Source organism: Kibdelosporangium phytohabitans (assembly GCF_001302585.1).
In the GTDB taxonomy this organism is placed as follows: Bacteria; Actinomycetota; Actinomycetes; order Mycobacteriales; family Pseudonocardiaceae; genus Kibdelosporangium; species Kibdelosporangium phytohabitans.
Genome location: NZ_CP012752.1, coordinates 5,814,846 through 5,840,657 on the forward strand (window position 1 = coordinate 5,814,846; position 25,812 = coordinate 5,840,657).

32 protein-coding genes are annotated in these 25,812 nt (G+C 69.3%); 14 read left to right on the forward strand and 18 right to left on the reverse strand.

Translation table 11 applies throughout. The features are described 5' to 3' along the window. Nucleotides 1–200 precede the first annotated feature (200 nt). The 3 genes from AOZ06_RS26220 (at nucleotide 201) to AOZ06_RS26230 (ending at nucleotide 3,109) form a co-directional block, all read left to right on the forward strand. Nucleotides 201–1,382, forward strand: coding sequence for a low temperature requirement protein A (locus AOZ06_RS26220; protein WP_054291833.1), 1,182 nt, complete (start codon nucleotides 201–203; stop codon nucleotides 1,380–1,382). A gap of 280 nt (nucleotides 1,383–1,662) precedes the next feature. After that, entirely contained in the window at nucleotides 1,663–2,070 is a 408-nt protein-coding gene (locus AOZ06_RS26225; protein ID WP_470303356.1) for a DUF4383 domain-containing protein, read from the forward strand. Between the two features lie 142 nt (nucleotides 2,071–2,212). Continuing rightward, nucleotides 2,213–3,109: a MerR family transcriptional regulator gene (locus AOZ06_RS26230; RefSeq protein WP_054291835.1), complete on the forward strand. Its 897-nt coding sequence runs from the start codon at nucleotides 2,213–2,215 to the stop codon at nucleotides 3,107–3,109. Nucleotides 3,110–3,126: 17 nt separating this feature from the next. On the opposite strand, the gene AOZ06_RS26235 is transcribed toward AOZ06_RS26230, so the two are convergent. The 7 genes from AOZ06_RS26235 to AOZ06_RS26265 all read right to left on the reverse strand — a co-directional run bounded on the left by AOZ06_RS26235 (nucleotide 3,127) and on the right by AOZ06_RS26265 (nucleotide 9,150). Then, nucleotides 3,127–3,333, reverse strand: coding sequence for a CDGSH iron-sulfur domain-containing protein (locus tag AOZ06_RS26235; protein WP_054291836.1), 207 nt, complete (start codon nucleotides 3,331–3,333; stop codon nucleotides 3,127–3,129). A 23-nt stretch (nucleotides 3,334–3,356) separates the two neighbouring features. Then, nucleotides 3,357–4,343, reverse strand: coding sequence for an iron-containing redox enzyme family protein (locus tag AOZ06_RS26240; protein ID WP_083472730.1), 987 nt, complete (start codon nucleotides 4,341–4,343; stop codon nucleotides 3,357–3,359). Nucleotides 4,344–4,408: 65 nt separating this feature from the next. Beyond that, a complete protein-coding gene (locus AOZ06_RS26245) occupies nucleotides 4,409–5,308 on the reverse strand; it encodes an SDR family oxidoreductase (RefSeq protein WP_063810112.1) in 900 nt (299 codons plus the stop codon). Between the two features lie 93 nt (nucleotides 5,309–5,401). Then, complete coding sequence (locus AOZ06_RS26250) at nucleotides 5,402–6,550, reverse strand: NAD(P)/FAD-dependent oxidoreductase (RefSeq protein WP_054291838.1); 1,149 nt, start codon at nucleotides 6,548–6,550, stop codon at nucleotides 5,402–5,404. Then, nucleotides 6,550–7,584: an NAD(P)/FAD-dependent oxidoreductase gene (locus AOZ06_RS26255; protein WP_054291839.1), complete on the reverse strand. Its 1,035-nt coding sequence runs from the start codon at nucleotides 7,582–7,584 to the stop codon at nucleotides 6,550–6,552. Before AOZ06_RS26255 ends, AOZ06_RS26250 begins: the two co-directional genes overlap by 1 nt. After that, nucleotides 7,577–8,098 carry an isoprenylcysteine carboxyl methyltransferase family protein gene (locus tag AOZ06_RS26260; protein WP_054291840.1) on the reverse strand — a complete coding sequence of 174 codons (522 nt, stop codon included), beginning with the start codon at nucleotides 8,096–8,098 and terminating at the stop codon, nucleotides 7,577–7,579. The genes AOZ06_RS26255 and AOZ06_RS26260 overlap by 8 nt, the downstream gene beginning before the upstream one ends. After that, the gene (locus AOZ06_RS26265) at nucleotides 8,092–9,150 is read right to left on the reverse strand and encodes a type III polyketide synthase (RefSeq protein WP_054291841.1); all 1,059 of its coding nucleotides are present in this window, start codon (nucleotides 9,148–9,150) and stop codon (nucleotides 8,092–8,094) included. The genes AOZ06_RS26260 and AOZ06_RS26265 overlap by 7 nt, the downstream gene beginning before the upstream one ends. 43 nt (nucleotides 9,151–9,193) lie before the next feature. On the opposite strand from AOZ06_RS26265, the gene AOZ06_RS26270 reads away from it, so the two are divergent. Then, nucleotides 9,194–10,012, forward strand: coding sequence for a UbiA family prenyltransferase (locus tag AOZ06_RS26270; RefSeq protein WP_054291842.1), 819 nt, complete (start codon nucleotides 9,194–9,196; stop codon nucleotides 10,010–10,012). A 19-nt stretch (nucleotides 10,013–10,031) separates the two neighbouring features. Here AOZ06_RS26270 and AOZ06_RS54515 read toward each other — a convergent pair whose 3' ends face one another. The 4 genes from AOZ06_RS54515 to AOZ06_RS26290 all read right to left on the reverse strand — a co-directional run bounded on the left by AOZ06_RS54515 (nucleotide 10,032) and on the right by AOZ06_RS26290 (nucleotide 12,361). Beyond that, a complete protein-coding gene (locus AOZ06_RS54515; RefSeq protein WP_169798983.1) occupies nucleotides 10,032–10,505 on the reverse strand; it encodes a DUF4383 domain-containing protein in 474 nt (157 codons plus the stop codon). A gap of 106 nt (nucleotides 10,506–10,611) precedes the next feature. After that, nucleotides 10,612–11,013, reverse strand: coding sequence for an SRPBCC family protein (locus AOZ06_RS56765; RefSeq protein WP_063810113.1), 402 nt, complete (start codon nucleotides 11,011–11,013; stop codon nucleotides 10,612–10,614). Continuing rightward, nucleotides 10,989–11,303 (reverse strand): WhiB family transcriptional regulator, encoded by a 315-nt coding sequence (locus AOZ06_RS26285; protein WP_157233833.1) that lies wholly within the window; start codon nucleotides 11,301–11,303, stop codon nucleotides 10,989–10,991. Before AOZ06_RS26285 ends, AOZ06_RS56765 begins: the two co-directional genes overlap by 25 nt. Before the next feature lie 290 nt (nucleotides 11,304–11,593). Continuing rightward, on the reverse strand, nucleotides 11,594–12,361 hold the full coding sequence (locus tag AOZ06_RS26290; RefSeq protein ID WP_169798984.1) for an AfsR/SARP family transcriptional regulator: 768 nt from the start codon (nucleotides 12,359–12,361) through the stop codon (nucleotides 11,594–11,596). Nucleotides 12,362–12,564: 203 nt separating this feature from the next. On the opposite strand from AOZ06_RS26290, the gene AOZ06_RS26295 reads away from it, so the two are divergent. After that, nucleotides 12,565–13,428, forward strand: a complete 864-nt coding sequence (locus AOZ06_RS26295; RefSeq protein WP_054291847.1) for a manganese catalase — start codon at nucleotides 12,565–12,567, stop codon at nucleotides 13,426–13,428. Nucleotides 13,429–13,570: 142 nt separating this feature from the next. On the opposite strand, the gene tal is transcribed toward AOZ06_RS26295, so the two are convergent. The 3 genes from tal to AOZ06_RS26310 are packed head-to-tail and all read right to left on the reverse strand — an operon-like array spanning nucleotide 13,571 to nucleotide 17,466. Continuing rightward, nucleotides 13,571–14,695, reverse strand: a complete 1,125-nt coding sequence (tal, locus tag AOZ06_RS26300; protein WP_054291848.1) for a transaldolase — start codon at nucleotides 14,693–14,695, stop codon at nucleotides 13,571–13,573. Nucleotides 14,696–14,746: 51 nt separating this feature from the next. Further along, nucleotides 14,747–16,993: a transketolase gene (gene tkt / locus AOZ06_RS26305; protein ID WP_054291849.1), complete on the reverse strand. Its 2,247-nt coding sequence runs from the start codon at nucleotides 16,991–16,993 to the stop codon at nucleotides 14,747–14,749. Beyond that, nucleotides 16,990–17,466, reverse strand: a complete 477-nt coding sequence (locus tag AOZ06_RS26310; protein ID WP_054291850.1) for an SRPBCC family protein — start codon at nucleotides 17,464–17,466, stop codon at nucleotides 16,990–16,992. The genes tkt and AOZ06_RS26310 overlap by 4 nt, the downstream gene beginning before the upstream one ends. Before the next feature lie 397 nt (nucleotides 17,467–17,863). On the opposite strand from AOZ06_RS26310, the gene AOZ06_RS26315 reads away from it, so the two are divergent. Further along, nucleotides 17,864–18,121 (forward strand): hypothetical protein, encoded by a 258-nt coding sequence (locus tag AOZ06_RS26315; RefSeq protein ID WP_054291851.1) that lies wholly within the window; start codon nucleotides 17,864–17,866, stop codon nucleotides 18,119–18,121. A gap of 18 nt (nucleotides 18,122–18,139) precedes the next feature. Here the strand turns inward: AOZ06_RS26315 and AOZ06_RS26320 are convergent, their stop codons facing one another. The 4 genes from AOZ06_RS26320 to AOZ06_RS60265 all read right to left on the reverse strand — a co-directional run bounded on the left by AOZ06_RS26320 (nucleotide 18,140) and on the right by AOZ06_RS60265 (nucleotide 20,847). Next, the gene (locus AOZ06_RS26320) at nucleotides 18,140–18,658 is read right to left on the reverse strand and encodes a DUF5994 family protein (protein ID WP_054291852.1); all 519 of its coding nucleotides are present in this window, start codon (nucleotides 18,656–18,658) and stop codon (nucleotides 18,140–18,142) included. A 124-nt stretch (nucleotides 18,659–18,782) separates the two neighbouring features. Beyond that, nucleotides 18,783–19,937: an AI-2E family transporter gene (locus tag AOZ06_RS26325; RefSeq protein ID WP_157233247.1), complete on the reverse strand. Its 1,155-nt coding sequence runs from the start codon at nucleotides 19,935–19,937 to the stop codon at nucleotides 18,783–18,785. 80 nt (nucleotides 19,938–20,017) lie between these two features. Then, nucleotides 20,018–20,422, reverse strand: coding sequence for a hypothetical protein (locus AOZ06_RS60260; protein ID WP_225954727.1), 405 nt, complete (start codon nucleotides 20,420–20,422; stop codon nucleotides 20,018–20,020). A gap of 2 nt (nucleotides 20,423–20,424) precedes the next feature. Continuing rightward, complete coding sequence (locus tag AOZ06_RS60265) at nucleotides 20,425–20,847, reverse strand: hypothetical protein (protein WP_225954726.1); 423 nt, start codon at nucleotides 20,845–20,847, stop codon at nucleotides 20,425–20,427. Nucleotides 20,848–21,032: 185 nt separating this feature from the next. Between AOZ06_RS60265 and AOZ06_RS59110 the strand changes: the two genes are divergently transcribed. From AOZ06_RS59110 to AOZ06_RS26365, 8 genes are all read left to right on the forward strand, one after another. Continuing rightward, nucleotides 21,033–21,245 (forward strand): RGCVC family protein, encoded by a 213-nt coding sequence (locus tag AOZ06_RS59110; protein WP_083471939.1) that lies wholly within the window; start codon nucleotides 21,033–21,035, stop codon nucleotides 21,243–21,245. Between the two features lie 47 nt (nucleotides 21,246–21,292). Next, nucleotides 21,293–22,474, forward strand: coding sequence for a TerC family protein (locus AOZ06_RS26335; protein WP_054291853.1), 1,182 nt, complete (start codon nucleotides 21,293–21,295; stop codon nucleotides 22,472–22,474). Between the two features lie 127 nt (nucleotides 22,475–22,601). Then, nucleotides 22,602–23,132: a sigma-70 family RNA polymerase sigma factor gene (locus AOZ06_RS26340; RefSeq protein WP_054291854.1), complete on the forward strand. Its 531-nt coding sequence runs from the start codon at nucleotides 22,602–22,604 to the stop codon at nucleotides 23,130–23,132. Nucleotides 23,133–23,241: 109 nt separating this feature from the next. Next, nucleotides 23,242–23,589 (forward strand): STAS domain-containing protein, encoded by a 348-nt coding sequence (locus AOZ06_RS26345; protein ID WP_054291855.1) that lies wholly within the window; start codon nucleotides 23,242–23,244, stop codon nucleotides 23,587–23,589. Between the two features lie 25 nt (nucleotides 23,590–23,614). Next, nucleotides 23,615–24,181: an RNA polymerase sigma factor gene (locus tag AOZ06_RS26350; RefSeq protein ID WP_054291856.1), complete on the forward strand. Its 567-nt coding sequence runs from the start codon at nucleotides 23,615–23,617 to the stop codon at nucleotides 24,179–24,181. Beyond that, the gene (locus AOZ06_RS56770) at nucleotides 24,172–24,741 is read left to right on the forward strand and encodes a hypothetical protein (protein WP_054291857.1); all 570 of its coding nucleotides are present in this window, start codon (nucleotides 24,172–24,174) and stop codon (nucleotides 24,739–24,741) included. Before AOZ06_RS26350 ends, AOZ06_RS56770 begins: the two co-directional genes overlap by 10 nt. Nucleotides 24,742–24,757: 16 nt before the next feature. Next, on the forward strand, nucleotides 24,758–25,123 hold the full coding sequence (locus tag AOZ06_RS56775) for an Asp23/Gls24 family envelope stress response protein (protein ID WP_054291858.1): 366 nt from the start codon (nucleotides 24,758–24,760) through the stop codon (nucleotides 25,121–25,123). Nucleotides 25,124–25,282: 159 nt separating this feature from the next. Then, the gene (locus AOZ06_RS26365; protein ID WP_054291859.1) at nucleotides 25,283–25,765 is read left to right on the forward strand and encodes an Asp23/Gls24 family envelope stress response protein; all 483 of its coding nucleotides are present in this window, start codon (nucleotides 25,283–25,285) and stop codon (nucleotides 25,763–25,765) included. The last annotated feature ends 47 nt before the right edge of the window (nucleotides 25,766–25,812 follow it).

Here is a 25,812-nt window from a genome sequence, read left to right on the forward strand (position 1 = left end):
CACCACCCGAAACATACGACTGCCGCGAACTGCGCGCGCTGCTGATCGAGGATCTTCTCCGGCGCGGGGATTCGCCGTCGGCTCGCGCGGGTATGCCGACCCGGCCGGTCGACGAAACGCCACGCTGGTTCCCTGATCGTTCGATCTCCCGGCTGCCGGGCGACATGGGCCCGCACAAGCCGCTATGACGGGAGTTCCTCGTGGGATCGGACAGCGAACGCGACCCGTTGGTCCGCCCGCCTGCCCTGCGCACCGGCTGGGAAGCGTCGGCCAGCAGGCTCGAGCTGTTCTTCGACCTCGCCTACGTCCTGGTCGTGTTCGAACTCGCCGCCGCCTTCCTGAAGAGCCTGACCTGGACCGGGCTGGGCACGTTCGCGGCCCTGTTCTTCGCCATCTGGACGTCCTGGGTGGGGTACACGTTGTACGCCAACCGTTTCGACACCGACGACGTGGTGTTCCGGATCGCCAAACTGGCCGCGACCCTGTGCACCGCCGGGTGCGCCGCAGCCGCGTCCGCGGCGACCTCGTCGTTCTCCACACCGTTCGCGGTGAGTTTCCTCGCCGGCCGGGTGATCCTGTTGTTGCTGCACGTCCGGGCGTGGCGGCACATCCCCGACGCCCGGCCGACCATCGGCGTCTACCTCAGCACCCTGACAGTGAGTTCATTGCTGTGGACGGTGTCGTTACCCTTCGACGGTCCGGCGCGGTACTGGTTGTGGGCCGCGGCGGTCATCGCCGACGCCGCCGGTCCGGCCATCGCCACCTGGCGCGACAACCGACTCCCACTGCACATGGAACATCTGCCTGAACGGTTCGGCCTCATCGTCATCCTGGTGCTTGGTGAGGCCGTCGGCGGCGCCGCCACCGGCGTGCACGACGCCAAGTGGGCCGCTCCCGCGGTCGCCGTCGGTGTCGCCGGGTTCGTCATCGCCGCGGCGCTGTGGTGGAACTACTTCGACACCACCGCCACCAGCAGTGCCGTCGCCCTGCAACGGCACGAGGACAAAGGCCAGCACGGCGCCGCCGCCGACGAACGGCACGACCTGTTCGTATACGGTCACCTGCCGCTCGCGCTCGGCATAGTCATGGTCGGCGTGGGGATCGAGGACCTCGTGCTGCATCCGGTGGCAGCACTCCCGTCACCCGGTGGCTGGACGCTTGCCGGTGGACTCGCCCTGTACCTGGCCGGTTCCGCGCTCATCCTCGGTGGCAGCCGGCGTTCCTGGCGCGCGGTCTGGCCATGGCCCACCGCCGCGATCCCGATCGTGCTGGCCGCCGCGGCCCTTGCGCACCAGTACGCGCTTTTGCTGGTCGCAGGCCTGGCGCTGGTGTGTCTCGCCCTGGCCGTGCGAGGGACTCTCAGCCGCCGCGGCGGCAGATGAATCCCGCACGACGACCACTTTCACATTGGTTCGCAACCCGGCGCCGTCGAATCGTTTTGCCGTCGGTCCACCGGGTACCGCTGAGCTACCAACCCCGGCACCCGGCCGAGGCCCGATGAACGCCCATGTGACGCGACGGCCAGCCGTCCGCCACGAATCCAGGCACGCCAGCAGAACAACGTGTGCCGTCCACTTGGGATCAGCTGAACGATCAGGAGGCACAACCATGAGCCGCACGTCATCGCCCACCACGAACCGTAGCCCCGTACAAGTGATCGCCATGGTGGTCGGGGTGGTGTTCCTCTTGGTCGGCATCGGTGGGTTCATCCCCGGCGTGACCACCAACTACGACCAGCTTTCCTTCGCCGGGCACCATTCCTCCGCCCTGCTGCTGGGACTGTTCGCGGTCTCGATCCTGCACAACCTCGTGCACCTGCTGTTCGGTGTCGCTGGTCTCGCCATGGCCCGTACCGCACGCGGCGCACGCACCTTCCTCATCGGCGGCGGCGTGATCTACCTCGTGCTGTGGCTCTACGGACTGGTCATCGACCACGACTCCGCGGCCAACTTCGTGCCGGTCAACACCGCTGACAACTGGCTGCACCTCGTCCTGGGCATCGGCATGATCGGTCTCGGTGTCGCCACCGGCGGTCTTGCCGCGACCCGCCACACGTCACGCGGCGCCTGACCCCCAGCCGGCGCGCCTGGCGTGTGGCGGCCACCCGCCGCGCGGGCGACAACTTCCCCCGTAGTTGCGCGCCCGCGCGGCAGGGGACGCTGTGGCCGCCGCTCCCCGCGGCGGCCACGGTCACCGGGAGACAATGACACCCATGGACGGCCCGAGCACCCCGCTGCCGGCTGGCACATCCGACGCCGAATGGACGCCCGGAGCGGCAGCCCGCCTGCTCGGTATCGCCCCGTCCACCCTGCGCGGCTGGCACCGTCGCTACCACCTACCGATCATCGGCCACGGCGACGGCCGCCACCGCCGATACACCCGCGTCGACCTCATCGCGCTCACGCACATGCGGGACTTGATCGCTCAAGGGATGAGCGCCCCCTCCGCCGCGCGGCTGGCCTTTCACCGCGACGAACCGACACCGCGGGCGAGCATCGCAGCCGGCCCGGCCATCCTGCACGGGCACGCGTTGCGGCTGGACGCCGACACGTTGACGTCCACCTTGGACGCGCACATCGCCCGCGACGGCGTCGCCACGACCTGGGATCAGATCTGCCGCCCTGTGCTCGCGGTGTTCGGCGGCACCACCACTGGGCCCGCCACGACCGGCGCGGACGAGTGCGTCGACATCGTCCACCTGCTGTCCTGGACCATCACCGCGGCACTGCACCGCGTGCGCCCTCCCACGATGGCATTACCCGCCACCGCGCCGGTCCTCCTGGCATGTGTCACCGGTGAACGGCACACCCTCGCCTTGGAAGTCCTGCGCGCCGCACTCGCCGAAACCGGCACACCTGTCCGGTTTCTCGGCGCTGACCTCCCCGATACCGCACTCGCACAAGCGCTTCGCCGCACCGCCCCGACCCCACGGGCACTCGTGCTGTGGGCCCACACCACCGGCCCCGTGCCCACCACCACGCACCACACCTGCGTCACCCGCGGCGTCCGTCTCCTCCTGGCCGGTCCGGGCTGGAACATTCACGCACCACCCACACTCACCCACCTGACCAGCCTGCAGCACGCACTCACGACCCTCACCACCCCCTGACCGCGCCCGCTCCTTTCTCAGCCGGGCGCGTGGAACTGGGTTTTCTTGTGGGTGCCGTCGCAGAACGGCTTGGCAGCGGAATGGCCGCAACGGCACAGAGCCACGGTCGCGCGGCCTGGGTCGATCCGTTCCCCGGCCTGCGTGCGCAGCTCGAAGTCACCACGCAGGATCAGCGGCCCGTCGCGATAGGGCGTGATCACCGCCGGTTCGTTCGTGCGCTCCATGGGCTGCTCCTCGTCGTTTCCGCTCATGCCGCGGTCGCCACTGAACGGTTGCGCAATGAGCTGGTGTCGTTGGCCCAGCGGTCCAACAGCACGGTCGCGCACCGGGCTTCCACCGCGAGTCCGGCGGTGGCGCCGAACAGGACCGTGCCGGTCTGGTCGGGATGATGGCGGGCGTACCCGCCGCAGAGATCGTGTGCGGCGATTTGTTCGTGCACGGCGTCGGCTTGGACGTGCTCGTCGTAGTAGCGGGCGGCTTCCGGGGCGTAGCCCAGACGTTGCAGTCCGTTGCTGTAGCGGCGGTTGGGCAGCGACGACGTCATCTCGAACACCGCCAGCTGTCCCAGCAGCGCACCCAGCAGCCGTCGGTGCAGGGCGAACAGGGACATCATGTTGCTGACGGCCAACGTCGTGGCCGGAACCCGGTCCACGTAGGCGCCGTAGGAGTCGTCGAGTTCCAGCGTGCGCATGAGCGATCGGAACAACTCGGAGTGCATCCGCTGCGGGTGTCCGCCGCCGTACTCGTCGGCCTGGATCTCCACCAGCGCCGCCTTGACCGCACCGGGCAGGCGGGGCAGGGCGAAGCTGTGCGGGTCGGCTTCCTTGAGGTGGTAGATCGAACGGTGCACGACGAACTCGCGGAACTGCGCCAGGCTCGCCTCACGCTGCAGGAACCCGGCCAGCGCCGGTCCGGTGTCCTCCTCGACCACGCGAGTCAGCGCCGCCGGTACGTCGTGGGGAGCGATCGGGGCGGACGGCAGGACGTCGTCCACCAGGTCATGCAGGCCTGTCTCCATGCGTCGCTCCAGCGCCTGGCGCAGTCTCAGCAGCGGCAGTGAGTCCTCCCAGGCTGCGTCGACCCCCTCGAAACCCTGGTAGGACAGCTCGTAACAGATCCACAGCGACAGCTGCAGATCCTCGTCAGCCAGCACATCGTTGCCGACGGTGTCGTCACCCAGGGTGTGGCGGGGCAGCGGGGCGTCCCCGGGGCGCGTCAGGACCTCGGTGAGCATCGCGCTCACCGGGCCTCTCGGTGTGGGCAACAGCACAAGGACCTCCACAGTGGACCATTCGATGGTTATGCAGGTGTACCCCGCTGCGCGCCGTCTACTCCGGATCGTGACTCAGGGCGCATGCTGTCGGCGGAGTCGTCGACGCGGCCGTGCTGTGCGCTGTGGGCACGGGCAACCAGCGAATCCCGGTAGCGATGTGTCCATCGCGCCACTGGGGGCGCGATGGGCGCCAGGATGAGGTCGAGAACACTGCTCACCGGCGGCAGGCTCGCCAGCCGCGTGAGCGCCAGCCAGCGCGGCACGGCCACCGTGCGGTGCCAGTATCCGGTGAGGCAGCGGTGCACCGCGTCGGCGACATGTTCCGGCGGGACGCCGAACGTGCGTCCTCGGTGGCCTTCGCCGTCGTCAGGCCGGAGACCCGCCGCGCGCAGGAGCCACTCCGTCCGCGCCGGACCGGGGTTCACACTGTGGATGCGAAGACCGGCGGGCGATTCACGCCGCAGCGCGTGCACAAGCCCGTCCACCGCCGCCTTGGTGGCCGAATACAGCGACAGCGGCGGGACCGGCAGCCACCCGGCGACGGAGGAAATCATCACCACGTCGCCGTGACTGGCCGTGATGTGCGGCAGGGCCAGCCGGGTCAGGTCCGCGACCGCGACGACGTTGAGCGCCACCACGTCGTGGATGGAGTCCGCGTCCAGGTCGGTGAGCAACCCCACCCGGCCTTGGCCCGCGTTGTTGACGAGCGCGTCGAGCCTGCCGTGGTGTTCGACGACGTGCTCGATCAGGTCGCGGCGCTGCCGGGGGTCGGTGAGGTCACACGCGACCGGATCGACGATCCCCGGAAGACGACCGGCCTCCGCCCGCAACCGCGCTTCGTCGCGGGCACAGGTGACGACGGTCGCACCGGCGGCGGCGAGACGCGCCACGACCGAGCGCCCGATCCCGGCGGAACCGCCAGTCACCAGGACGACTCGACCTTCGACTGACCGTGCAGGTAACAGGCTCATACGCGTGGCGTACCCGTTCGACACGCGAATACCCGGAACGACGACGGCTCACGGCCCGCGCTGCCGGCGGCGGGCCACGGTGGTGAGCATCGCCGTACACAGTGGAATGTCCAGTGTGCCCGCACCGAGGCCGATCTCGACGAGCCGGTCGAAGGCACGCTGGTCGTCACGAGCGGCGGCGGTGGCGACGTCGACCAGCCACGGCCTTCGGGTGAACCTGGCGAGCAGGTCGGTGTGCCGCAGGTGCTTGCCGAGCCGGTGTCGCAGGGACTGACGGTAGGTACGGGCCGGGTCGGGTGTCGTGGCAGCCGCCCCGGCCAGAGCTCCGGAGAGAACCGCGTAGTAGATGCCTTCGCCGGTCAGTGGGTTGATCAGCGACGCGGCGTCGCCTGCGAGCAGCACCCGGCCGTGCGTGACACCGGGACGGCCGGGCGACAGTGGCAGGCGGTGCCCGCGCAATGGCGTCGGAGGCAGGTCAGGGAGCAGTTCGTGCAGTCGTGTGGTCAGCTGTGCGCGGGTTGGTGGTGCGGCGCGGATGAGTTCTCCGTAGCCGACGTTCGCGGTGCCGTCGCCGACCGGGAAGACCCAGGCGTAGGCGGGCCAGTTCGCCGTGGCCATGACGAGCCGCTGCTCGTCGGCCGGCCAGGGGACAGCGCTGGTGTATCCGCGCAGAGCGATGGCCAGGGTGCCTGTCCGCGCCGCGTCGGCGCCGCACTGGCGCCGCACGACCGACTCGGCGCCGTCCGCGCCGATGACGGTTCGAGCACGGATGGAGCCGTCGATCAGGACCGACGCGTCCTGCTGGTCAAGCGTGCGGACGCGGTGCCGCTCGAGTACCGCGCCTGCTCGCTGAGCGGCGTGCACGAGCCTCACGTCCAGCAGCGCGCGGGGGATGACGTGGGCGGGCCGTGCGAAGCGCCGCCTGGCCTGCATACCCTGTGGTGACGTCAGGCGCAGCGTGGTGACCGGTGTGGTGCCCGCGGCGAGATCGTCGACAGGGACGCCGAGCCCGGCGAGTACGTCCATGGCGTGCGGTGCGACGCCGTCGCCACAGACCTTGTCACGGGGGAAGTCGGCGGTATCCAGCATGAGCACGCGTGCGGTCGGGGCGGCACGCAGCGCGGCGAGTGCCGCTGTGGCTCCGGCCGGTCCGGCGCCGACGACCACGAGATCCCAGTCAGGAGATATCGGGCCCATCAGCGTGCGAGTTGGTTGACGACGGCCGCGAACAGTCGCGGGGCGCGGGCGGCGGTGGGCACGATGCGCCGGGCGAGCGCGGGACGGCCGCGTGCCCACAACAAGGACTCCGTCAGCCAGCGGGACCGTCGTGATGCCCGTTTCCAGGCGCGGTCGTAGTCACCGGGTCGGTCCGCGCGCAGGCAGTGCACGAGCTCGGCCGCGGTGGCCAGGGACAACGCCAGTCCTTCTCCGGTGAGGGCGTCGACGTAACCGGCCGCGTCCCCGACCAGCAGGACACGTCCCGCGACCCGCCTGGAGGTCCGTTGCCGCAGTGGTCCGGCTCCCCGGACCGGCGAGACAGGCTGTGCGCCGGACAGGCGTGCCGCCAGGTCGGGAAACGCGGCGAGTTGTTCGGTGTAGCCGCCGCGGACCGACGACAGGATCGCGACGCCGACCGTGTCCGGTGCGACTGGGGTCACGTAGGCCTCGGACCGCGGCGCCCACGTCACCTCGACCGCGTTGGTGAACGGGGGGAGTGCGTAATGACGGCGCAGCCCCCAGCGGGAGGTGTCCGTGGCCCGGTCGTTGCTGAGACCGGCCAGGCCGCGGACCGCGGAGTGCAGCCCGTCGGCCGCGACCAGATAGCGCGCCCGCAGTGCACCGGCACGCACGTGGTCGTCGTGCTGGGTCAGGTCCGTGATCGCGATCGGCAGGACCGGCACACCGTGCCGGTCCACTTCGGTGCGCAGCGCGTCGTGCAACGCGGTGCGTCGTACCCCTTTACCCGGACCGGTGCGGAAAGCGGCGTGCGCGGACCTCGAGCCCTGGCGGTAGGTGATGCCCTCGATCGGGTATCCCGGTGGGTCGATCCCCAGCGCGTCCAGGGCACGCACGGCGCTCGGCATCAGTCCTTCCCCGCACGCCTTGTCGATCGCGCCAGTGCGCTTCTCGCACACAACCACGTCCATCCCTGCCCGCGCGCAGCCGAGCGCGACGGCAAGCCCGGCCGGGCCGCCTCCGGCCACGACCACATCGTGCGACGGTTCAGGCATAGGCCGACCTCAACGCCTCGTTCTCCGCACGGATCCGGACCGTCAGCAGCCCGGCGTTCACCACGGTGAAACCGACAGCCGTCAGCCACGCGCTGTGAACGAGCGGCAGGGCGACGCCCTCGGCGACCACCGCGACATAGTTCGGGTGCGCGAACAACCGATACGGCCCGCCGGTGACGCGTGGCAGGCCAGGGACGACCACGATGCGGGTGTTCCACTGAGGACCGAGCGTGCGGATGCACCACCACCGCAGCACCTGCGACGCGACCACCAACGCCAGCATCGGCCAGCCCAGCACGGCCATGAAGCCCCGGTCAGCGACCCACACCTCGAGCAGGCAGCCGGCGAGCAGCCCGGTGTGCAGGACCACCATGAACGGGTAGTGCCCGAACCCGGTCTCCCGCCCGCCCCGGGCCAGGCTCCACGCCAGATTGCGTTTCGCGACCACCAGTTCGGCCAGCCGCTCCGCCGCGACCAGTCCCACCAGGACCGTGTACCACGCCTGGCTCACCATCGCAGCAACACCAGTTCGGCGCAGAACCCCGGCCCCATGGCCATCACCACACCCCAGTCGCCAGTGGACGCGGGCCGCCCGGCGAGCGTGTCGGCGAACACGTGCAGCACCGACGCCGACGACAGGTTCCCGATCTGCCCCAGGGAGCGCCAGGTCATCGCCAGGTCGTTCTCGTCCAGGCCCAGCACCGACTGGATCGCCTCGATCACCTTCGGCCCGCCGGGATGGCAGATCCACCGGGCGATGTCGTCGATCTCCAGCCCGTGCGGCGCCAGCAGGTGCTTGACGTCCTCCGCGAGGTACTTGTGCACGAGATCCGGTACCTCCGCGCCCAGCACCACTTTCAGACCCGTGCTGCCGATGTCCCATCCCATCGCGCGCTCGGAGTTCTCGTAGAGGTGGCTGACCGAGTCCACCACACGCGGGCCCGTGGCCGCGATCAAATGGTCATCGCCGACCGCGACCACCGCGGCGGCGCCGTCGCCGAACAGCCCGGACGCGATCATGTTGGCCGCACTGGAATCCTGGCGCTGGACGGTGAGCGAGCACAGTTCGACCGAGACCAGCATCGCCACCGCCGTCGGCCAGCCGCGCAGGAAGTCGTGCAACCGCGCGATGCCCGCCGCTCCGGCCAGACAGCCCAGCCCGACGATCGGCAGGCGTTTGACGTCCGGGCGCATCCCGATCCGCGACGCGATCCGGGCGTCCAGGGACGGCACCGCGATGCCGGTGACCGTCGTGGACATCACGAGATCCACATCGGACGGTGTGAGGCCCGCGTCCGCGAGCGCGGCGAGCGCGGCCTCGCAGCCCAGATCGACCGCGGCCGAGAGGAAAGCGTCGTTGGCCGCGGTGAACCCGTCGAGTTCGTCATAGCGCTCGATCGGCAACGCCAGATGGCGCGTGGCGACCCGCGCGCTGGTGTGGAACCTGTTCGCCACGGCTCGCGTCGCCCGGTCCGGCAGGCACAACCGGCCGAACAGTTCGGTCAGCTGCGCCTGCGGATATCGGTGCGGCGGAAGCACACCCCGCACCGCCGAGATCGTCGTCATCCTTCATTCCTTTCACGGTACGGCTTCCGCTTACACTCGGCAGATGAACGGCCTGCGAGATCTCGCCGAGGCGTGCCATCCCCTTCCAGGACTGGTGGTGACACTGGTGGCCGTGGTGCTGGCGGCCGGAGCCGGGCTGGCGGTGGGGGAGGTCGTGCTGCTCGGCGCCGCGGTGTTCACCGGTCAGCTGTCGATCGGCTGGTCCAACGACTGGTTCGACGCCGAACGCGACCGTGCCGTCGGGCGAACCGACAAACCGGTCGCGGCCGGAACAGTCACGCGAAAGGTGATCGCCGCGGCCTGCCTGGCCGCCCTCACGGCCACGATCGTGTTGTCCGTGTCGATCGGGCTCGCCGCCGGGACAGCGCTGCTGATCGGCGTCGCGGCCGGATGGGCCTACAACCTCGGGCTCAAAGGCACGATCTGGTCCGGCGCGACCTACCTGGTCGCCTTCGGTACCTTGCCGATCGCACCGTACCTGGCGTTGCCAGGCCAACCGTGGCCGCCGTGGTGGATACCGGTCGTCGGCGCGCTGATCGGCTTCGGCGCCCACTTCGCGAACGTCCTGCCCGACCTGCGGGCGGACGCCCAGACCGGTGTGCGGGGGCTACCGCACCGGCTCGGGCCGCGCGTCGGCGTGATCGTCATGGCCGTGGCGCTGGCCGCCGCGTCGGTCGTGCTCGGTGTCGCTCCCGCGACCACGTCAGCGGCCTTCGCGGTGACCGTTGCCGCGGCCGGGATCGCACTCGCTGCCGCCGCCGCCGCGGCGGCCATCCGTGCACCGCGGAGTTCTGCGGCGTTCCGGCTGACCATCGTCATCGCGGTCCTGGACGTCACACTGCTGATCGCCGCCACGACCTGACCGGTCGGCGAGAAATCCACTATGGTCGATTGTCCTGACGGCCGGGCGAACTCGCGGACGAGGCCGAACGGCGCGTGCGATCTTCCTTGGCCGCCATGACGGCCAGCACCGCGAGCAACACCGCCGCGATGGCGTGCAACCAGGTGTCCGCCTGGTTGATCGCCAACGGATCCGTACCGGTTCGGAAGGCCAGCAGGACGATGTCGTAGACCAGCAGCACGCCGAACGCGCCGCACATCGTCCACACCAGCATCCTCGTCCGGTCGATCACCAGTCCGGACATGACCGTCAGCGAACCGAACAGCAGGTGGATGAAGTTCAGCACGGTGTTGACGCTGAACAACGACCACAGCAGGTCGGTGTCGTTACCACCGCGCAGGCCGCCACCGACGACTGTTTCGTCGCTGATCGACGCGAAGCCGAAGAACGCGAGTATGACGAAGAAAAACCCGATCCCCGCGGTGGACAGCCGGATCATCGTGCGAGCAGGCATGAGAACTCCCTTCCGTTTCCCGGGAATACCCAGTGCGAGCCAGTGCACGCGCCTCGGGACGACCGGATGGTGTTCCCTGCCCGGACCGCCGGACTTCCCCGCGGTGTCAACTGAGTTGTTGCTCGGCGAGCCGTTTGATGTTGGCCAGGGTGTCGTCGATTCCCTGCCGCACTTCGCTGTCGTCGTCGGGGACGCGAGTGGTGTGCAGCCGCATCCGGACTTCGGCCGCGCCCGCGGCATCCGCGACCTCGAGTGAGCCGTGGTAGGAATTGGGCCCCTCGGAGCCCCATTCGATGCGCCGGGCGGAGGAGTCGGTCTGGAACCAGGCGTTCCCTTCGACCTGCTGACCGCCGGGCAGTTGCGCCGCGGTGTGGACTTCCTCGCCCTCACCCGGTGTCGCCGAGGTCATTCGCGCGAAGTACCGGGGGAGGTTCCCGACGTCGGACAGGTAGTCGTACAACGCGGCTTCGCCGACGTCGACGGTCACGGTTGCCTCAAAGTTTCCCACGACACTGCTCCTTTCTTCAGTTCGAGCAGGAGTTCCTTCCGCTCGGCGGCGGTCAGGCCACCCCACACGCCGTAAGGCTCGCGCACGGTCAGCGCGTGACGGCGGCACGCCTCGATCACTGGGCACGCACAGCAGATGGTCTTGGCGATGCTGTCGCGTTCTTCCGCGGCGAGGCCGCGTTCGCGTTCCGGGCGGAAGAACACCGTGCTGTCGAGGCCGCGGCAGGCGGCGCGCATCTGCCACTCCCACGAGGCGGAGACCGGAGCTGGTAGTCGACTCACGCTGACCACGATCGTCAACCCCTGTACGCGGACTGGAACATGACACCCAACTCACTCACGTTGCGGACATCGATGCGGAGTCCGCCGGGGGCTGGGGCGGCGGCGCACGGCTCGAAACAGGCCGTTGTGCGCCTGACGAATGACGTGTCTCTTCACGAGAACGTCCCCGTATATCGTTGCACAAGCGATGCAAGGTCGCAACGCCAACCCGCGTCTGTCCACCGAACGGGTCTGCCAACGGCCGCGCGGCTGGGCCTGGGCCGAGGCGTCCACAGTGGATCAGGGCTGCGATGCGGTGCTCAGCGCTTGTGCGACATGCGGCGGGGATGATGCGTCGCGTTTCGCGCGGTCCCTGGTGCGGACGCGCCCGTGAGCATCGGGTGGACGAGTTCGTGGAATTGCGGCGATGGCTCGAGCCCGAGCTCGTCGCGCAAACGGACGCGGTACGCCGTGTACTGGCGCACCGCGGCGGCTGGATTGCCGTCGGCGATGTGCAGTTCGACCAAGGTCCGGTGGGCGCTCTCCCGCAACGGGTCGGCCCGCACGGCCGCCATGGCCGCCAAACAGGCCTGGTCCCGGTCACCGGACGACCACAACCGCCGGCTGAGCGCCTCCAGCGCGCGCAGCCGGGCCTGCCGCCACCAGTCCTGTTCCGTCCGCACCCAGTCATGGCCCCAGCCAGGCAGCAGATCGGCTTGCAACAGCGCGACAGCGCTGTCGTCCGGTAACCGCCCAGGCGTGGCGGCGGCGACGAGCCTCCGCGCGTGCCGGAAGTCGACCTCGACACACGAACTGAGCGCCAACATGTCCTCGCTGGACTCGACCAGCAGCTCAGCCGGTTTGACCAGGCGCCACAAGGTGGAACGCAGGCACGCCGCCGCGCGGCGGGCGGTCGTCTCCGGCCACAGCACCGCGGCCGCCGCACTGCGTTCGATCGGTATCTCCTGAAGCGCCAGCAGGGCCAGGAATCTGCGTACCCCCGGCGCGACGTGCACGGGGTGGTGCGCGCAGTCGAGGCGGAAACCGCCCAGCAGGCGGATCCGCGGCTGCGTACAGACGTCTGTCATCGGCTTCATCCATCTTCAGATGTGGGTCTCCCAGACCGCTGGGTTCCCACAAACCATGCCGTGACACGGGAAGGGGACAACATTTCCGGACGCGCTGAGCAGCCGCGGTGACGCGCCGGTGACGCGGTCGTGGCACGCGCATGCCGTGGTGATCACACCGGTCTCCTAGCGTCGCCATCTGATCGGACCCAAAGGGAGGCAGTATGTTCCTGCACACCAGCAAACTGCAGTTCGAGGCGAAACCGGACCGGCCGGACGCCCTCTACGCCCGCAAGCTCCAGGAGCTCATCGGTGGCACGTGGGGCGAGATGACCGTGACGATGCAGTACCTGTTCCAGGGCTGGAACTGCCGGATGGAGGGCAAGTACAAGGACCTGATCATGGACGTGGCCACCGAGGAGATCGGGCACGTCGAGATGCTGTCCACCATGGTCGCCCGGCTGCTGGAGGGCGCGCCCGCCGACACCACGGCCTCGATGGTCGACAAGGACCCCGTGGTCGCAGCCATCATCGGTGGGATGGATCCGCAGCAGGCGATCGTCAGCGGCGGTGGGCCCACTCTCGCCGACAGCAACGGCGTGCCGTGGAACGGCCGCTACATCGTGGCCAGTGGCAACCTGATGGCGGATTTCCGGGCGAACGTGGCCGCTGAGGCACAAGGGCGGTTGCAGACCGCGCGGCTGTACAACATGACCGACGACCAGGGCGTGCGGGACATGCTGAGGTTCAACCTCGCCAGGGACACCGCGCACCAGAACATGTGGCTGGCGGCGATCGAGGAACTCCAGGAGGACGGCCTGGAAGGGCCGATCAGCCCCAGTGCGTTGTTCGACGAGGAACACTCCGAGCACGCGGGCACGATCTGGCACACCTCCGACGGCACGGAAGGTCCCAAGGGCAGGTGGGCCAGCGGCCCGACACCCGACGGGATGCACGAGTTCTCGTACCTCATGGAACCGGTGGCGCTGGGAGACAAGGCGTCCGCGCCGAAGCCCGATCCGTTGCTGTACGCGACCAGCCCGGCGAATCTCGGGCTGATCGAGAAGGCGATCAGGAAACTCACCTGACCGGCACCGGAAAGGAGATCGACCGCCACCTCGACACGGGTGCTCACGGCGACGCGCCTGCGACCAGCCGCCGTGACGTGAGCCCCGCGTTCGTGGTCGCGGTCGCCGACCCGGCGACTTCCCCGGCCACGCGAGAGTTCCGTCAGCGGCTCGCGGCGTGCAGTTCCCGGTTCACAGTGCGGCTGAGCTCGTCCCAGCTCTTCTCGAACTTGGCGAGGCCTTCGCGTTCGAGGGTCTCGGTGACGTCCTGGTAGTCGATGCCGAGCTGGTCGAGGGTGTGGAGGTGGGCACGGGCCGCGCGGTAGCCACCCCGCACGGCGTCCTCGGTGACGCGCCCGTGATCGGCGAACGCGGCGAGGGTGGCGCCGGGCATGGTGTTCACCGTTCCCGGTGCGATCAGTTCGGTCACGTACATGGTGTCGGGATAGGCGGGGTCCTTGACACCGGTGGATGCCCACAGCGGTCGTTGAGCGTGTGCCCCGGCACTCGCCAGCCGCGCCCAGCGTGGTTGCGCGATGACTTCCTCGTACGCCTGGTAGGCCAGGCGCGCGTTGGCCACTGCTGCCTTGCCCTTGGCGGCGAGCGCGTCGGGGGTTCCGATCGCGGTGAGGCGGGCGTCGATCTCGGTGTCGACGCGGGAGACGAAGAACGACGCGACAGAATGGATGGCCGACAGGTCCAGCCCGGCCGCCGCGGCGTGTTCCAGCCCGGTCAGGTAGGCGTCCATGACCTCGCGGTAGCGGTCCAGCGCGAAGATCAACGTCACGTTCACGCTGATGCCCTCGCTGATCGCCGTGGTGATCGCCGGCAGCCCCGCCCGGGTGGCCGGGATCTTGATGAACAGGTTCGGGTGGTTCACCCCTTCCCACAGGACCCTGGCCTGGTCCACGGTGGCGGCGGTGTCCTGGGCGAGACGGGGGTCGACCTCGATCGAGACTCGGCCGTCCACGCCGCCGGTGGCGTCGTGGACGTCGCGCAGCGTTTGACAGCCCGCGCGCACGTCGGCGGTGGTGATGGCGAAGATCGCGTCGTCGACGCTCACGCCTGCGTCGAAGAGCAGGCTCAACTGCTCGGTGTACCGATCACCCTCGGCCACGGCCGAGGCGAAGATCGTGGGATTGGTGGTGACCCCGACGACGTGCCGGTCGGCGACCAGTTCGGCCAGCCGGCCACTGGCGAGCAGTTCACGGGAGAGGTCGTCGAGCCAGATCGACACGCCGGCGGCGGACAGCGCACCGAGTGGGTCGAGGACGGATGTGTCAGTCACGAAAGACCTCCGGGGGTCGGATGGGATCTGGTCGGGCGGGTCCGGGCCATCTCACGCCGGGCGATCCCCGGTGCCACCAGTCGTGGGAGCCGCGGTCTGCTGGTGGCCGCCGGGACGGACAGGCCCGGCGGCGTCGCGGATGGTGTCGCGGGCGGCGGTCGCCACCGCGTCCGCGGTGATGCCGAACTCGCGGTAGAGACGTCGGTAGTCCGCCGAGGCGCCGAAGTGTTCCAGGCTGACGACGCGTCCCGCGTCGCCGACGACGTCTCGCCAGCCCTGACCGATCGCGGCTTCGACGCTGACCCTGGCCCGCACCGGCGGCGGAAGTACTCGGTCCTGGTAGGACAGTTCCTGCGCGGCGAACCACTCACGGCAGGGCATGGACACCACACGCGCGTGCACACCCTCCTCGCGGAGGATTTCCCTGGCGTCCAGCGCGATCGGCACTTCCGAACCGGTGGCGACCAGGATGACGTCCGGTGCCGTGCTGTCGTTCTCCCCGTGGCCCTCTGCCAGCACGTAGCCACCACGCGCGGCGCCATCGGCTGAGGAGTGACCGCCCGGCCCGCGCTCCAGCACGGGAAGGGCCTGCCGGGTCAGCACCAAACCGGCAGGCCGGTCCCGGTGCTCCAGGATGGTCCGCCAACACACCGCTGTCTCGTTCGCATCGGCTGGGCGGACGACGTCCAGACCGGGAATCGCGCGCAGCGCGGCCAGGTGCTCCACCGGCTGGTGGGTCGGCCCGTCCTCGCCGAGGCCGATCGAGTCGTGAGTCCACACGTAGATGGCGGGCAGCTGCATGAGCGCGGCGAGGCGAACCGCGGGGCGCATGTAGTCGCTGAAGATCAGGAATGTCCCCCCGTACGGCCGGGTCAGGCTCTGCAGCGCGATGCCGTTGAGGATCGCTCCCATGGCGTGCTCCCGAACGCCGAAATGCAGGGTGCGCCCGTAGGGGCCGCCGTGCCACTGCCTGGTCTGCCGAGCAGCGGGGACGAACGACGGCTCGCCGTCCATCGTGGTGTTGTTGCTGCCGGCCAGATCGGCCGAACCACCCCACAGCTCGGGCAGGATCGGCGCCAGCGCGGTCAGCACCTGCCCGGATGCCGTGCGCGTGGCCATTCCCTTGGGATCAGCCGGGAACACGGGCACGGCGTCAGTCCATCCGTCGGGCAACCGCTGGGCCCGCAACCGGTCCAGCAACTCAGCACGGTCCGGGTTCGCCGTCCGCCAGGCTTGGTAGACCGGCTGCCACTGTTCGTGCGCGGCCCTGCCCCGGGCCGCGACCCGACGGGCGTGCGCCAGTACCTGTTCCCCGACAGCGAAATCACGACCGGGATCGAAGCCGAGCGATCTCTTGGTGGCGGCGATCTCCTCGTCACCAAGCGCGGCGCCGTGCGCCGCGCCGGTTCCCTGCTTGGTCGGTGCGGGCCAGCCGATGATCGTGCGCAACAGGATCAACGAGGGCCGGTCCGTTGCCGCTTTGGCGGCGTCGACCGCGTCCAGCAGCGCGTCGACGTCCTCCACGTACCTGCCTGTCCTGGTCCAGTCCACGGTCTGCACCTGCCAGCCGTAGGCGGCGTACCGGGCGGCGACGTCCTCGCTGAAGGCGATGTCCGTGTCGTCCTCGATGGAGATGTGGTTGGAGTCGTAGAAGACCACCAGGTTGCCCAGTTCCTGGTGACCGGCCAGCGAACTGGCCTCGGCGGTGACGCCTTCCATCAGGTCGCCGTCCGACGCGATCACGTAGACGTGGTGGTCGAATGGGCTCCGCCCCGGCGGCGTGTCCGGGTCGAGCAGGCCTCGTTCACGCCGGGCCGCCAACGCCATTCCCACCGCGCTGGCCAATCCCTGCCCCAGCGGGCCGGTGGTGATCTCCACGCCGCGGGTGTGCCGGTACTCGGGATGACCGGGTGTGGCCGAATCCCACGTGCGCAACGCCCGCAGGTCGGCCAGGTCCAGGCCGTACCCGCTGAGGTAGAGCTGGATGTAGAGGGTCAGGCTCGAATGTCCGCACGACAGCACGAACCGGTCCCGGCCGAGCCACTGGTCATCCACCGGGTCGTGCCGCATCACCTGCTGGAACAACAAATACGCCAGTGGCGCGAGACTCATCGCGGTGCCGGGATGACCGTTGCCCACCTTCTGCACCGCGTCCGCGGCGAGCAACCGCGCTGTGTCCACAGCCCGGACATCCAGCATGTCCCATCCCGCGCGCTCGGCCACGGGAAGCGCCAGCGCCGGGTCGCGGCTCTCGGTGTTGTCGGTGTTGTCGGTGACGACCTTGACGGGCTGGTTCATCGGTTCGGCATCCCATCTGCGTGGAACAGGCTCGCCCGGCGGCCGACCGCGAGGTCTGCCAGACGAGCAAGCGACTCCACGTTGCGAGGCCGGAGCACCACTGCCTGCACCGCTGCCGGGATCAGGCCGCCGGGTCCTCGCACGGCCTCTTCCTCCATCAGCACCTCGGTGCCGAATCCGGTGCCGTACGGCGTCAGCGTGAACCGGATGGTCGCCGCGCCGAGCACCCACAGCCGGGCGTCCAGCTCCAGGAAGCGCCCGGGCTCGACGGAGACGACCTCGGTGGCGTCCTGGATCTGGAACGGCCACGCCCCCGCACTGTGGTGGATCCGCGTGCCGACCTCCGGCCAGCCCGGATCGACGTCCCGGACGTGCGAGTTGCCGACGACCCAGCCTGCGTAGGACCAACCGTCCGCCAGTACGGCGAAGACATCCTCCGGGCTGGCCGCCACCTCGCGACTCACCGTGATCATGAACCTGTCCTCTCGGCTGTGGTGTTGCGTGTCACCGGGCGTGCGCGACCACGGCGCCCAAGCGGGCGGATCACCGGTACGGGGAAGAGGACATCGCGACTCCACAGCGCTCGGCGAGACGTTCACCGGGGTCACGGGTGACACGCGATCGCGAATGACCGCGATCTGCCGGGGGAGTACCCGTCAACCGCGCGGTTCACACCGAACCCGTTCTCAGCCGGATCGGACGCCGCCGGCGATGTACGCTCAGCAGCACGGAGCCTGGCGACCCGCGTCGCCACGAAACGGCTTTCGTCGCTCTTTCCGCCCCGGTCCCCGGCGGTGTGCACATCCCGGCCGGTATCGGTTGCCTACAGCGGGCTGTCGTCCACTGATTGGGCGGAAGTGGAGTGAAACCATGGACCGAGCGGACAACCTGCACACTGCACCCGTGCAGAACCTCTCCACCTTGAATAGGGAGCAGCGCTACCGAGGTGTGCGCACGGTGGCATCCGCGGCCCACGACGCTGACGACTGCGCGCAGCTGCTCGACGTGCTCGGCCTCGATGCGGCGGACGGCCGGTCACCGAGCGAGGACCTCGCGGCGGGACCGTTGCCGGTCGCCGAAGGCCGGCGCATTTTCATGCGTGGGTGGCTCGGGTACGAGCGTTCCTGAGCCGCGTGCCTCCGGCGTTCAGCCTTGTGGATGCCGGGTGCGCATCCGGGGGCGCAACGAGCGGTGCCTGGTGTTCTGCGCGGCGGCGGGAACCACGCCCGCCGCGGCGAGGATGTCGGCCGGCTGGTCCGAGTTGGCGCGCCGGGCCGCCAGCATGATGGCGTCGTGACCGGCTTCGGCGGAGGTCTCCGGCGGTACGACGAGCAGCGTCAGCTGCCGTCCCTCCGCTCCGGACACCCGGACGATGTGCTTTTCCTGCGACCGGAGCGCCGCCAGCCGAATCGTCCGGCCCGGCTCCTCGCTGACCGGGTTCCACGCCGCGGCGGCGAACGCCACCCTGGTGACCGGGCCGAGCCGGATGGAGAGCACGGTGGCCAGCGCCGTCAGCTCGTCGGCGAGTTCGTGTGAATGCGGCCACCAGGCACCGTCGACGTATCCCGTCGGAGGTGCTTTCGGCTTGAGCCTCAACCGCAGCGGCCGGACCGGTGAGTCCTTTGTGGTCTGTGCGGCGAGGTCAGTGTGTCTGCCCGACGTCATGCCGGTGCTCCCGTCCCCGGCCGGATCATGACCGGTGTGGGTATCGCCGAGGACGACGCCGGCTCAACTGCCGGTGTGCGGAATGCTCTCGGTGATACCGATGGTACACCCGGCACCTGTTCGATCATGGCTGGTGCTGTTCCCGCGACCGCCGCGGGTCGTGGGTTTCCTCCTCGGCACGAGGAACGCCGTCGGGCACGGTGTCGTCGTCGTGCAGGGAACGGATACCCGAGTTGAGCACGGCCAGCAGGGGAACGGCGAGTAGTGCCCCGGCGATCCCGGCGGCGACCAGTCCGATGGCGATGGCGAGCACCACGGCGAGCGGGTGCAGGTTGACGGCTCGGCCGAGCAACAGCGGTTGCAGGATGTGGGCTTCCAGTTGCTGGACGCCGATGACGATGCCCAGGAGTATCAGTGCCGGTATCGGTCCGTTGGCGACCAGCGCGATCAGCACCGCGATGCCGCCCGCGACGACCCCGCCGATGATCGGGACGAACGCGCCGAGGAAGACCAGTGCGGCGAGCGGGATCGCGAGCGGCACGCCGAGGATGACCATGCCGATCCCGGCACCGACAGCGTCGACCGTGGCCACCGCGATCGTCGCGCGCGCGTAGCTGACCAGAGCGGACAGGCCACGGCGGCCGGCGGTGTCGGCGCGGGCACGGACCCGGCGCGGAACGGCGCGCAGCAGGAACGCCCAGATGCCGTGGCCGTCGTAGAGCAGGAAGATCAGCACGAACAGGATCAGCAGCATCTGGGCCAGGATCTCGCCGATGGTCGCGGCGGTGGCCAGCGCGCCGGACAAGGCACCCGTCTGGGTGTTGGTCACAGTGGTGACGAGTGCGTCGGAGAAGGTGCGCACCTGCTCGTCGCTCAGGTGCAGCGGGCCAGCGGTGAGCCAGTTCTCGATGGCCTCGATACTGCGGGACAGCTGGGCCTGCAACGCGGGCAGGCCGTTGACGAAGGTGATGATCACGAACGTGAGCAGCCCGCCGAGCACCGCCAGCCCGCCGACCAGGACGAGGACGGCCGCCAGCCAGCGGGGAACCCCGCGGTTGACCAGGAAGCCGACGGCAGGTGCCAGCAACGCGGCCAGCAGCAGTGCGATCGCGACCGGAACGACCACGGCCGCGAGGTAACCGACGACGACACCGAGCACGGCAAGCGTCGCGGCGACCACCAGCAGCCGCCAGCCCAGCGCGGCGCTCACCTGCAGGGATCTCGGCACGACCGGGTGACCGCGATGGTCACGCCGCCGGGTGATGTCCGAAGTGTCCACTGTGGTACCTCTCGACCGGGGCGTGGCGGGCACGCGCACATGCCGCCGGGGTCCGGAGCGGTCCAGGGTGCACCCGGATTCTAAACCCGCTGGCGGGCAAGGGCCGCGTAGTGCGCCACGCCGACAGCGCCGCCGATGGCCAGCACGAAACCGGCGACCGCGGGCGCGGTGAACCCGTCACGGACCCGGTCGTCGAGGTACGCCAGCCCGATGAGCGAGGACAAGGTGGTGTTGGTGGTGAACATGATCGCGGTGACGGCGGTCGGTCCGCCTTTCTGCAGCGCCATCGCGAACACCACCGCGGCAGTGAGCCCGTTGAGCGCGATGGCCCACAGCGACGGCGTGAGCAACAGGTCCCATCCCAGGTGCGCGACGTCCAGCGTTCGCGCCGCGACACCGACGACGCTGAGGCTCAAACCCGCGCCGAACGCCAGCACAGGAGCGGTCCACGCGCGATCGTGGCGTTTGGCGTGGAGAGCGATCACCGCTACCGGCACCGCCACACCCAGCAGCAGCCAGCGCCATCCGGCCGGCAACGCCACCACCGGGCTCGGATCGGCGGACAACCCCAGCAGGAGCAGCCGGCCGCGCCGACGCCCAACGCGACCCATCCGCGCCCGGCCAGGCGGGCGCCCATGAACGCGGCGATCGTGGCAGTCACCCCGATGCTGAACGCGAGCAGCGACTGGACCAGGAACAGCGGCAGGCGTTGCAGAGCCGCGGCGGCGAACACGAACCCCACCAGGTCCGTGCCGAGCCCGAGGAAGTAGACCGGCTGGCGCCGCAGCGCGACCAGACCCAAGGACGTGCCGCCGTACGCCCCCGCTCGACGGACACCGAGGGACTGCAGGATCGAACCCGTGCCCGACGCCAGCGCCGCGAGAACAGCGAAGACGTATCCGAGGGTCATCGGTCAAGTGTGGCAGCCAGGAGCCACCGGCGGTTGCCGTCGCGTCAGCGTTTCCGCCCTCGTCCAGGAAAACGGCGAGCGCGGTGTCCACTTTGACGGGCCTGCGGCCTCGCCGTGCATGCAGTAGTGTCGGGGAATCGCCCCAGTCCTCGGCGTCCGCGTGAACAATTGAGGGACGGGCCCACATGCCTACGACGGCCGATATCAAACCAATCGCCCTCGAGCCGCAAGCCGGTGTCATCTGTCGCGTATGTCCGCACCCGTGGGACGCGCACGACCCGATCGGGGTCAGGTTCTGCACAGCGACGGCCGCCTCGGGCCACGACCGCGGTTGCGTGTGCCCCTCCGATGCCAGCACCGGCGGCATGGCGTACGAGACTTCGAGGCTGGGCCGTTAGGCCTGTGTTGAGGCCGGGTCGGGGTTGCGGATTCAGGGAGCACGCGTGTGGATGTACCTGTCGTTGTCTGGGTGCTGACGGTTTGCGGGATCATCGCCCTGCTCGTGTTCGACTTCGTCTTCCACGTGCGCAAGGCACACATCCCCGCCCTGCGTGAAGCCGCGTTGTGGTCGGCGGTCTACGTCGGGATCGCGGTCGTGTTCGGCGCCGGTGTGTGGGTGTTCGCCGGTGCCACGACGGGAACCGAGTACTTCGCCAGCTACGTGACCGAGAAGGCCCTGTCGGTCGACAACCTCTTCGTTTTCCTCATCATCATGACCAGCTTCAAGGTTCCCCGCGCCGACCAGCAGAAGGTGCTGCTCTTCGGCATCGTCGTGTCGCTGGTCGCCCGGACCGGGTTCATCCTGCTCGGTGCCGCGCTGATCAACTCGTTCGCCTGGGTGTTCTACCTCTTCGGCCTGATCCTGCTCGTGACCGCGGGAACGCTGAGCAAGCCCGCCGCGTCCGAGAACCGCAGCGCGGACACCGTCACGATCCGCCTTGTCAAACGGCTGTTCCGCACGTCGGCCGACTACGACGGCGACAAGTTGTTCACAGTGCGGGACGGTGTGCGAGTCATGACCCCGATGCTGTTGGTCATGGTGGCCATCGGTGGGACGGACCTGCTGTTCGCCCTGGATTCCATCCCGGCCATCTTCGGCCTGACCCAGAACGTGTACATCGTCTTCACGGCCACGGTGTTCTCGCTGCTGGGTCTGCGCCAGCTCTACTTCCTCATCGACGGGCTGCTGGACCGCCTGGTCTACCTGACCTACGGGCTTGCGGCGATCCTGGGCTTCATCGGGGTGAAACTCATCCTGCACGCGCTGCACGAGAACAACGTGCCGTTCATCAACGACGGGCAACCGGTCAGGGTGGTCGAGATCAGCACCGGCCTGTCGTTGAGCGTGATCCTCGGCGTCCTGGTCGCCACCATCGTCGCGTCGCTGGTCAGCCCCAAGGGCAAGGCGCAGAACGCGGTGTCGGCGGCCAGGCGGCACGCGATCGAGTACCTCGACGTCGAGACCGACCCCGCCACGCGCGAGAAGATCTTCGACCGGCTGCTCGCGGAGGAGGAGCAGATCAGGACGCTGCCGGAGAAGTACCGGGCCAGGATCCGTGAACAGGACAGACTGATGGCTTTGCTCGACCGGGCGCACGCCGAGCACGAATTCGCCATGGCGGACTGATCCGGCGTGGCACGGCCGAGTTGCCGCTGACGACGGTGAGTGGGATGCTCGGTGTGCGCGGTCCTCACTCGCGCAGTTGTCGCCCCGGCCCCTGGCGATCCGCCCACGGTAGGTACCAGGAGGCGTGATGGGCCAGTCGTTCGCGTTCCGCCCAGCGTCGTCGGAATCGGGAGTCGCCGGGGATCTCGTCGCCGCGGGCAACGGCGATCTGGAGGCGTTCGCCCAGCTCTACGCACAGCTGGCGGGAACGGTCCTGGGTGCGGTCCGTGCGATCCTGCGCGACAACGCCCACGCCGAGGAGATCACCGCCGCCATTTTCGTGGAGGTGTGGCGGACCGCCTGCCAGTACTCGCCGGACCGCGGCGGCGGGTTCGAATGGGTGATGGCCATCGCCCATCGCCACGCGGTCGACCGGCTGCGCGCGGACGCCGAAGCCCGGTCACCGCGCGACAGGCGGTGGCAGGCCGCTGAGGTCCGGCCGCCGAACACCGCGCAGGCCCGGCTTCAGGGGCTTGCCCCGCTTGAGCGCGAATCGCTGGAGCTGGCCTACTACGGCGGCCTGACCTACACCGAGATCGGTGCGGTGCACCACATCCCGGCGAGTTCGGCGAAGTCCCTCCTGCGGGACGCGCTGATCAATCTGCGTGGCCGCGGGTAGGCGGCACGTCAGAGCACCATCACCATCTTCCGGTGTGGACACCTCGGGTGGGCGGACCACATCTCCTGACCGGTCGGGGTGAACGTCCACAATGCAGGAAGGAGCATTGATGAAACAGTTGCTCCGCATCGCCGCCGGACAGGTTCGCGCGGCGTGGGTGCTGTCGGTCGCGGGAGAGATCGACCTGAGCACGGTGGACCAGCTCGACAAGGCTGTGGTGGCCGCCGTCAACGAAGCCGCGGGCGGGCTGGTGGTCCTCGACCTCACCGAGGTGACGTTCCTGTCGTCGAACGGCATGGCGTCGCTGTTGCAGGGCAACGAGCTCGCCGCCACCGCGGGAATCGACGTGCGGGTCGTGGTCGCCGCGAGCGGCGCCGTGCGACGCGCGTTGGAAATCACCGGCCTGATGGAGTTCCTGGCCATCTACCCGACACTGTCCGACGCGTTGACGCTGTGAACACCGGATGCGCGGGTGTGTGCCGATGAGAGTGCTGGCCGGTGCCGAGGCCGAGACGCTGGACGACGCCACCCTGGTGGCGCGGTCCCGCGACGGCGACATGTGGTCCTACGAGATGCTCGTGCGTCGTTACCAGGGTCCGATCTATCGCTTGGCGCTGCGCATGCTCGGCAACGCCGGCGACGCGGAAGACGTGGTGCAGGAGGCGTTCCTGACAGTGTGGCGGCGGCTGTCGCAGTTGCAGGACGACGCGACCTTCGTGGGCTGGTTGTATCGCATGACCACCAACCGCTGCCTGAACGTGATCCGCACGCGACGGCCGTGGGTCGATGTCGACCTGGCCGAGCGCGCCTCGGACGGGCCGCGGAGCCGCCCGGACCACCTGGCGGTGGTCAGCGAGCAGATGACTGCTCTCGGGCAGGCCCTGACCGGCCTGACCGCCGAGCAACGAGCCTGTTGGCTCTTACGAGAGGTGCACGGCCGTTCGTATGACGAGATCGCCCAAGCAGTCGGCACCACGAAGCAGGCGGTACGTGGCCGGATCGCCCGAGCTCGTGCGCAACTGGCGGAGGTGATGGCGCCATGGCGCTGAACGGCGCGGCATCGGACTACACGCTGCCTTGCGGACGCGACGTCGAGACCGTGTGGAACAAGCTGGAGGCCTTTGACGCGGGGCTCCCCGACCGGCACGAGCTGTACTGTCCACATTGTACGGCTGCGCGGGTGAGCCTGCGTTCCTTACAGGTGGCCGTCGACGAGCTGACCCATGAAGTGGCTCAACCGCCCACCGATCTGGTGGGCCGCATCATGTCCGCTGTGCGCGCGGAGACACGGCGGCACGACATGGTGCCACTGGCGAGCCAGTTACCCCATGAGGCACGGATCAGCGCGCCGGTCATCGCGTCAGTGCTGCGGTTCGCGGCCGACACCGTCGGCGGAGTGCGGGCACGCCGGTGCCGTGTCCGTGCCGTCGACGCCATCGACGGCGTGCCGGCGATCGAGGTGGAGCTGGATATCGCGATCAGCTACGGCGGACTGTCCGAGGGTGCTTTCGACCTGGTGCGTACCCGCGTGTCCACCGCCGTGGCCGCACGGATCGGCGTACGGCTGGCCAGGCTCGACATCGTGGTCGCCGACGTATACGACGCGTGAGGAAAAGGGGAGTGACGTGTTCGAGAGCGTGATTTCCGCGCCGGTCGTGGCCGCGATCGCCGTGGACGCGGCCAGTCGCGTACCGGGAGTACGCGTCCAGCCGGGGCTCACCGACCTGGTCGGCGCTGTCGCCCGGCTGGCACGCCAGCGTGTCAAGGGTCTGGCGCCCGCGGCCACCGAAGGCGTCCGGGTGCGTTTCCCCAGCGAGCACAGCACCAGCATCAAGATCGACATCGCGCTGTCCGGCCTTGACCAGGCCACCGCCGCAGCGCACCTGGTGCAACAGGCGGTGGCCGGGGCGGTGACCGCGGCCACCGGCCTCGCGGTCACGTCCGTGCAGGTGTCGATCCTCGACATCGATCTGCCGCAGTGGTTCTCGTGACCCTCACGTGGGATGCCGGCCACACCGCTTTCAAACGCGACTGTCACCACACGGATCGACCGTGACGATCGGTGGCCGAGGTGTGTCTCGTCTTATGACAACGAGACAAGGATCCGGCAGCCAGGTTCGCGGCTGTCGCAGACGCTGAGGAGACCGACGATGACCAACCCGGCCGTCCAGAAGACCGACGCCACCAAGCAGACCTCCGACGGTGCGATCGGCAAGGCCGTGCAGCGCCGGTCAGGCGGCCTGGTCACCGCCGAGGGCACCACCACGATCGCCGACGTCGTGGTGCAGAAGATCGCCGGCCTGGCCACCCGCGAGATCGCCGGCGTGCACTCGCTGGGCGGTGGCACCGCCCGCGTGCTCAGCGCGATTCGCGACCGGATCCCCGGCGCGTCGGCCAGCGCGGGCCAGGGCGTGACTGTCGAGGTCGGCGAGACACAGGCCGCCGTGGACCTCGAAGTGGTCGTCGAGTACGGCGTGTCCATCAACGACCTCGCCAAAGCCGTGCGCCACAACGTGACCACGGCCATCGAGCAGATCATCGGCCTGCAGGTGGTCGAGGTCAACATCAACGTCAACGACATCCACCTGCCCGGCGACGACGACAACGAGCCGGAAATCAGCCGCGTGCAGTGACCTGTCCGCCGCCGGAAGCCGCGATCCTGGCATACAGCACCGGCGGC

Excerpts from the sequence above, each read along its gene's own strand:
- AOZ06_RS26270 (WP_054291842.1), top strand. The coding sequence starts at position 9,194 with ATGAACGGCCTGCGAGATCTCGCCGAGGCGTGCCATCCCCTTCCAGGA.
- AOZ06_RS26230 (WP_054291835.1), top strand. The coding sequence starts at position 2,213 with ATGGACGGCCCGAGCACCCCGCTGCCGGCTGGCACATCCGACGCCGAA.
- AOZ06_RS54515 (WP_169798983.1), bottom strand. The coding sequence starts at position 10,505 with ATGCCTGCTCGCACGATGATCCGGCTGTCCACCGCGGGGATCGGGTTT.
- AOZ06_RS26240 (WP_083472730.1), bottom strand. The coding sequence starts at position 4,343 with ATGCTCACCGAGGTCCTGACGCGCCCCGGGGACGCCCCGCTGCCCCGC.
- AOZ06_RS60265 (WP_225954726.1), bottom strand. The coding sequence starts at position 20,847 with ATGACCCTCGGATACGTCTTCGCTGTTCTCGCGGCGCTGGCGTCGGGC.
- AOZ06_RS26290 (WP_169798984.1), bottom strand. The coding sequence starts at position 12,361 with ATGACAGACGTCTGTACGCAGCCGCGGATCCGCCTGCTGGGCGGTTTC.
- AOZ06_RS26295 (WP_054291847.1), top strand. The coding sequence starts at position 12,565 with ATGTTCCTGCACACCAGCAAACTGCAGTTCGAGGCGAAACCGGACCGG.
- AOZ06_RS26260 (WP_054291840.1), bottom strand. The coding sequence starts at position 8,098 with ATGGTGAGCCAGGCGTGGTACACGGTCCTGGTGGGACTGGTCGCGGCG.
- AOZ06_RS26310 (WP_054291850.1), bottom strand. The coding sequence starts at position 17,466 with ATGATCACGGTGAGTCGCGAGGTGGCGGCCAGCCCGGAGGATGTCTTC.
- AOZ06_RS26225 (WP_470303356.1), top strand. The coding sequence starts at position 1,663 with ATGGTGGTCGGGGTGGTGTTCCTCTTGGTCGGCATCGGTGGGTTCATC.
- AOZ06_RS26340 (WP_054291854.1), top strand. The coding sequence starts at position 22,602 with ATGGGCCAGTCGTTCGCGTTCCGCCCAGCGTCGTCGGAATCGGGAGTC.
- AOZ06_RS26250 (WP_054291838.1), bottom strand. The coding sequence starts at position 6,550 with ATGGGCCCGATATCTCCTGACTGGGATCTCGTGGTCGTCGGCGCCGGA.
- AOZ06_RS26320 (WP_054291852.1), bottom strand. The coding sequence starts at position 18,658 with ATGACGTCGGGCAGACACACTGACCTCGCCGCACAGACCACAAAGGAC.
- AOZ06_RS26350 (WP_054291856.1), top strand. The coding sequence starts at position 23,615 with ATGAGAGTGCTGGCCGGTGCCGAGGCCGAGACGCTGGACGACGCCACC.
- AOZ06_RS26255 (WP_054291839.1), bottom strand. The coding sequence starts at position 7,584 with ATGCCTGAACCGTCGCACGATGTGGTCGTGGCCGGAGGCGGCCCGGCC.
- AOZ06_RS56770 (WP_054291857.1), top strand. The coding sequence starts at position 24,172 with ATGGCGCTGAACGGCGCGGCATCGGACTACACGCTGCCTTGCGGACGC.
- AOZ06_RS59110 (WP_083471939.1), top strand. The coding sequence starts at position 21,033 with ATGCCTACGACGGCCGATATCAAACCAATCGCCCTCGAGCCGCAAGCC.
- AOZ06_RS26365 (WP_054291859.1), top strand. The coding sequence starts at position 25,283 with ATGACCAACCCGGCCGTCCAGAAGACCGACGCCACCAAGCAGACCTCC.
- AOZ06_RS26235 (WP_054291836.1), bottom strand. The coding sequence starts at position 3,333 with ATGGAGCGCACGAACGAACCGGCGGTGATCACGCCCTATCGCGACGGG.
- AOZ06_RS26345 (WP_054291855.1), top strand. The coding sequence starts at position 23,242 with ATGAAACAGTTGCTCCGCATCGCCGCCGGACAGGTTCGCGCGGCGTGG.
- tkt (WP_054291849.1), bottom strand. The coding sequence starts at position 16,993 with ATGAACCAGCCCGTCAAGGTCGTCACCGACAACACCGACAACACCGAG.
- AOZ06_RS26315 (WP_054291851.1), top strand. The coding sequence starts at position 17,864 with ATGGACCGAGCGGACAACCTGCACACTGCACCCGTGCAGAACCTCTCC.
- AOZ06_RS26265 (WP_054291841.1), bottom strand. The coding sequence starts at position 9,150 with ATGACGACGATCTCGGCGGTGCGGGGTGTGCTTCCGCCGCACCGATAT.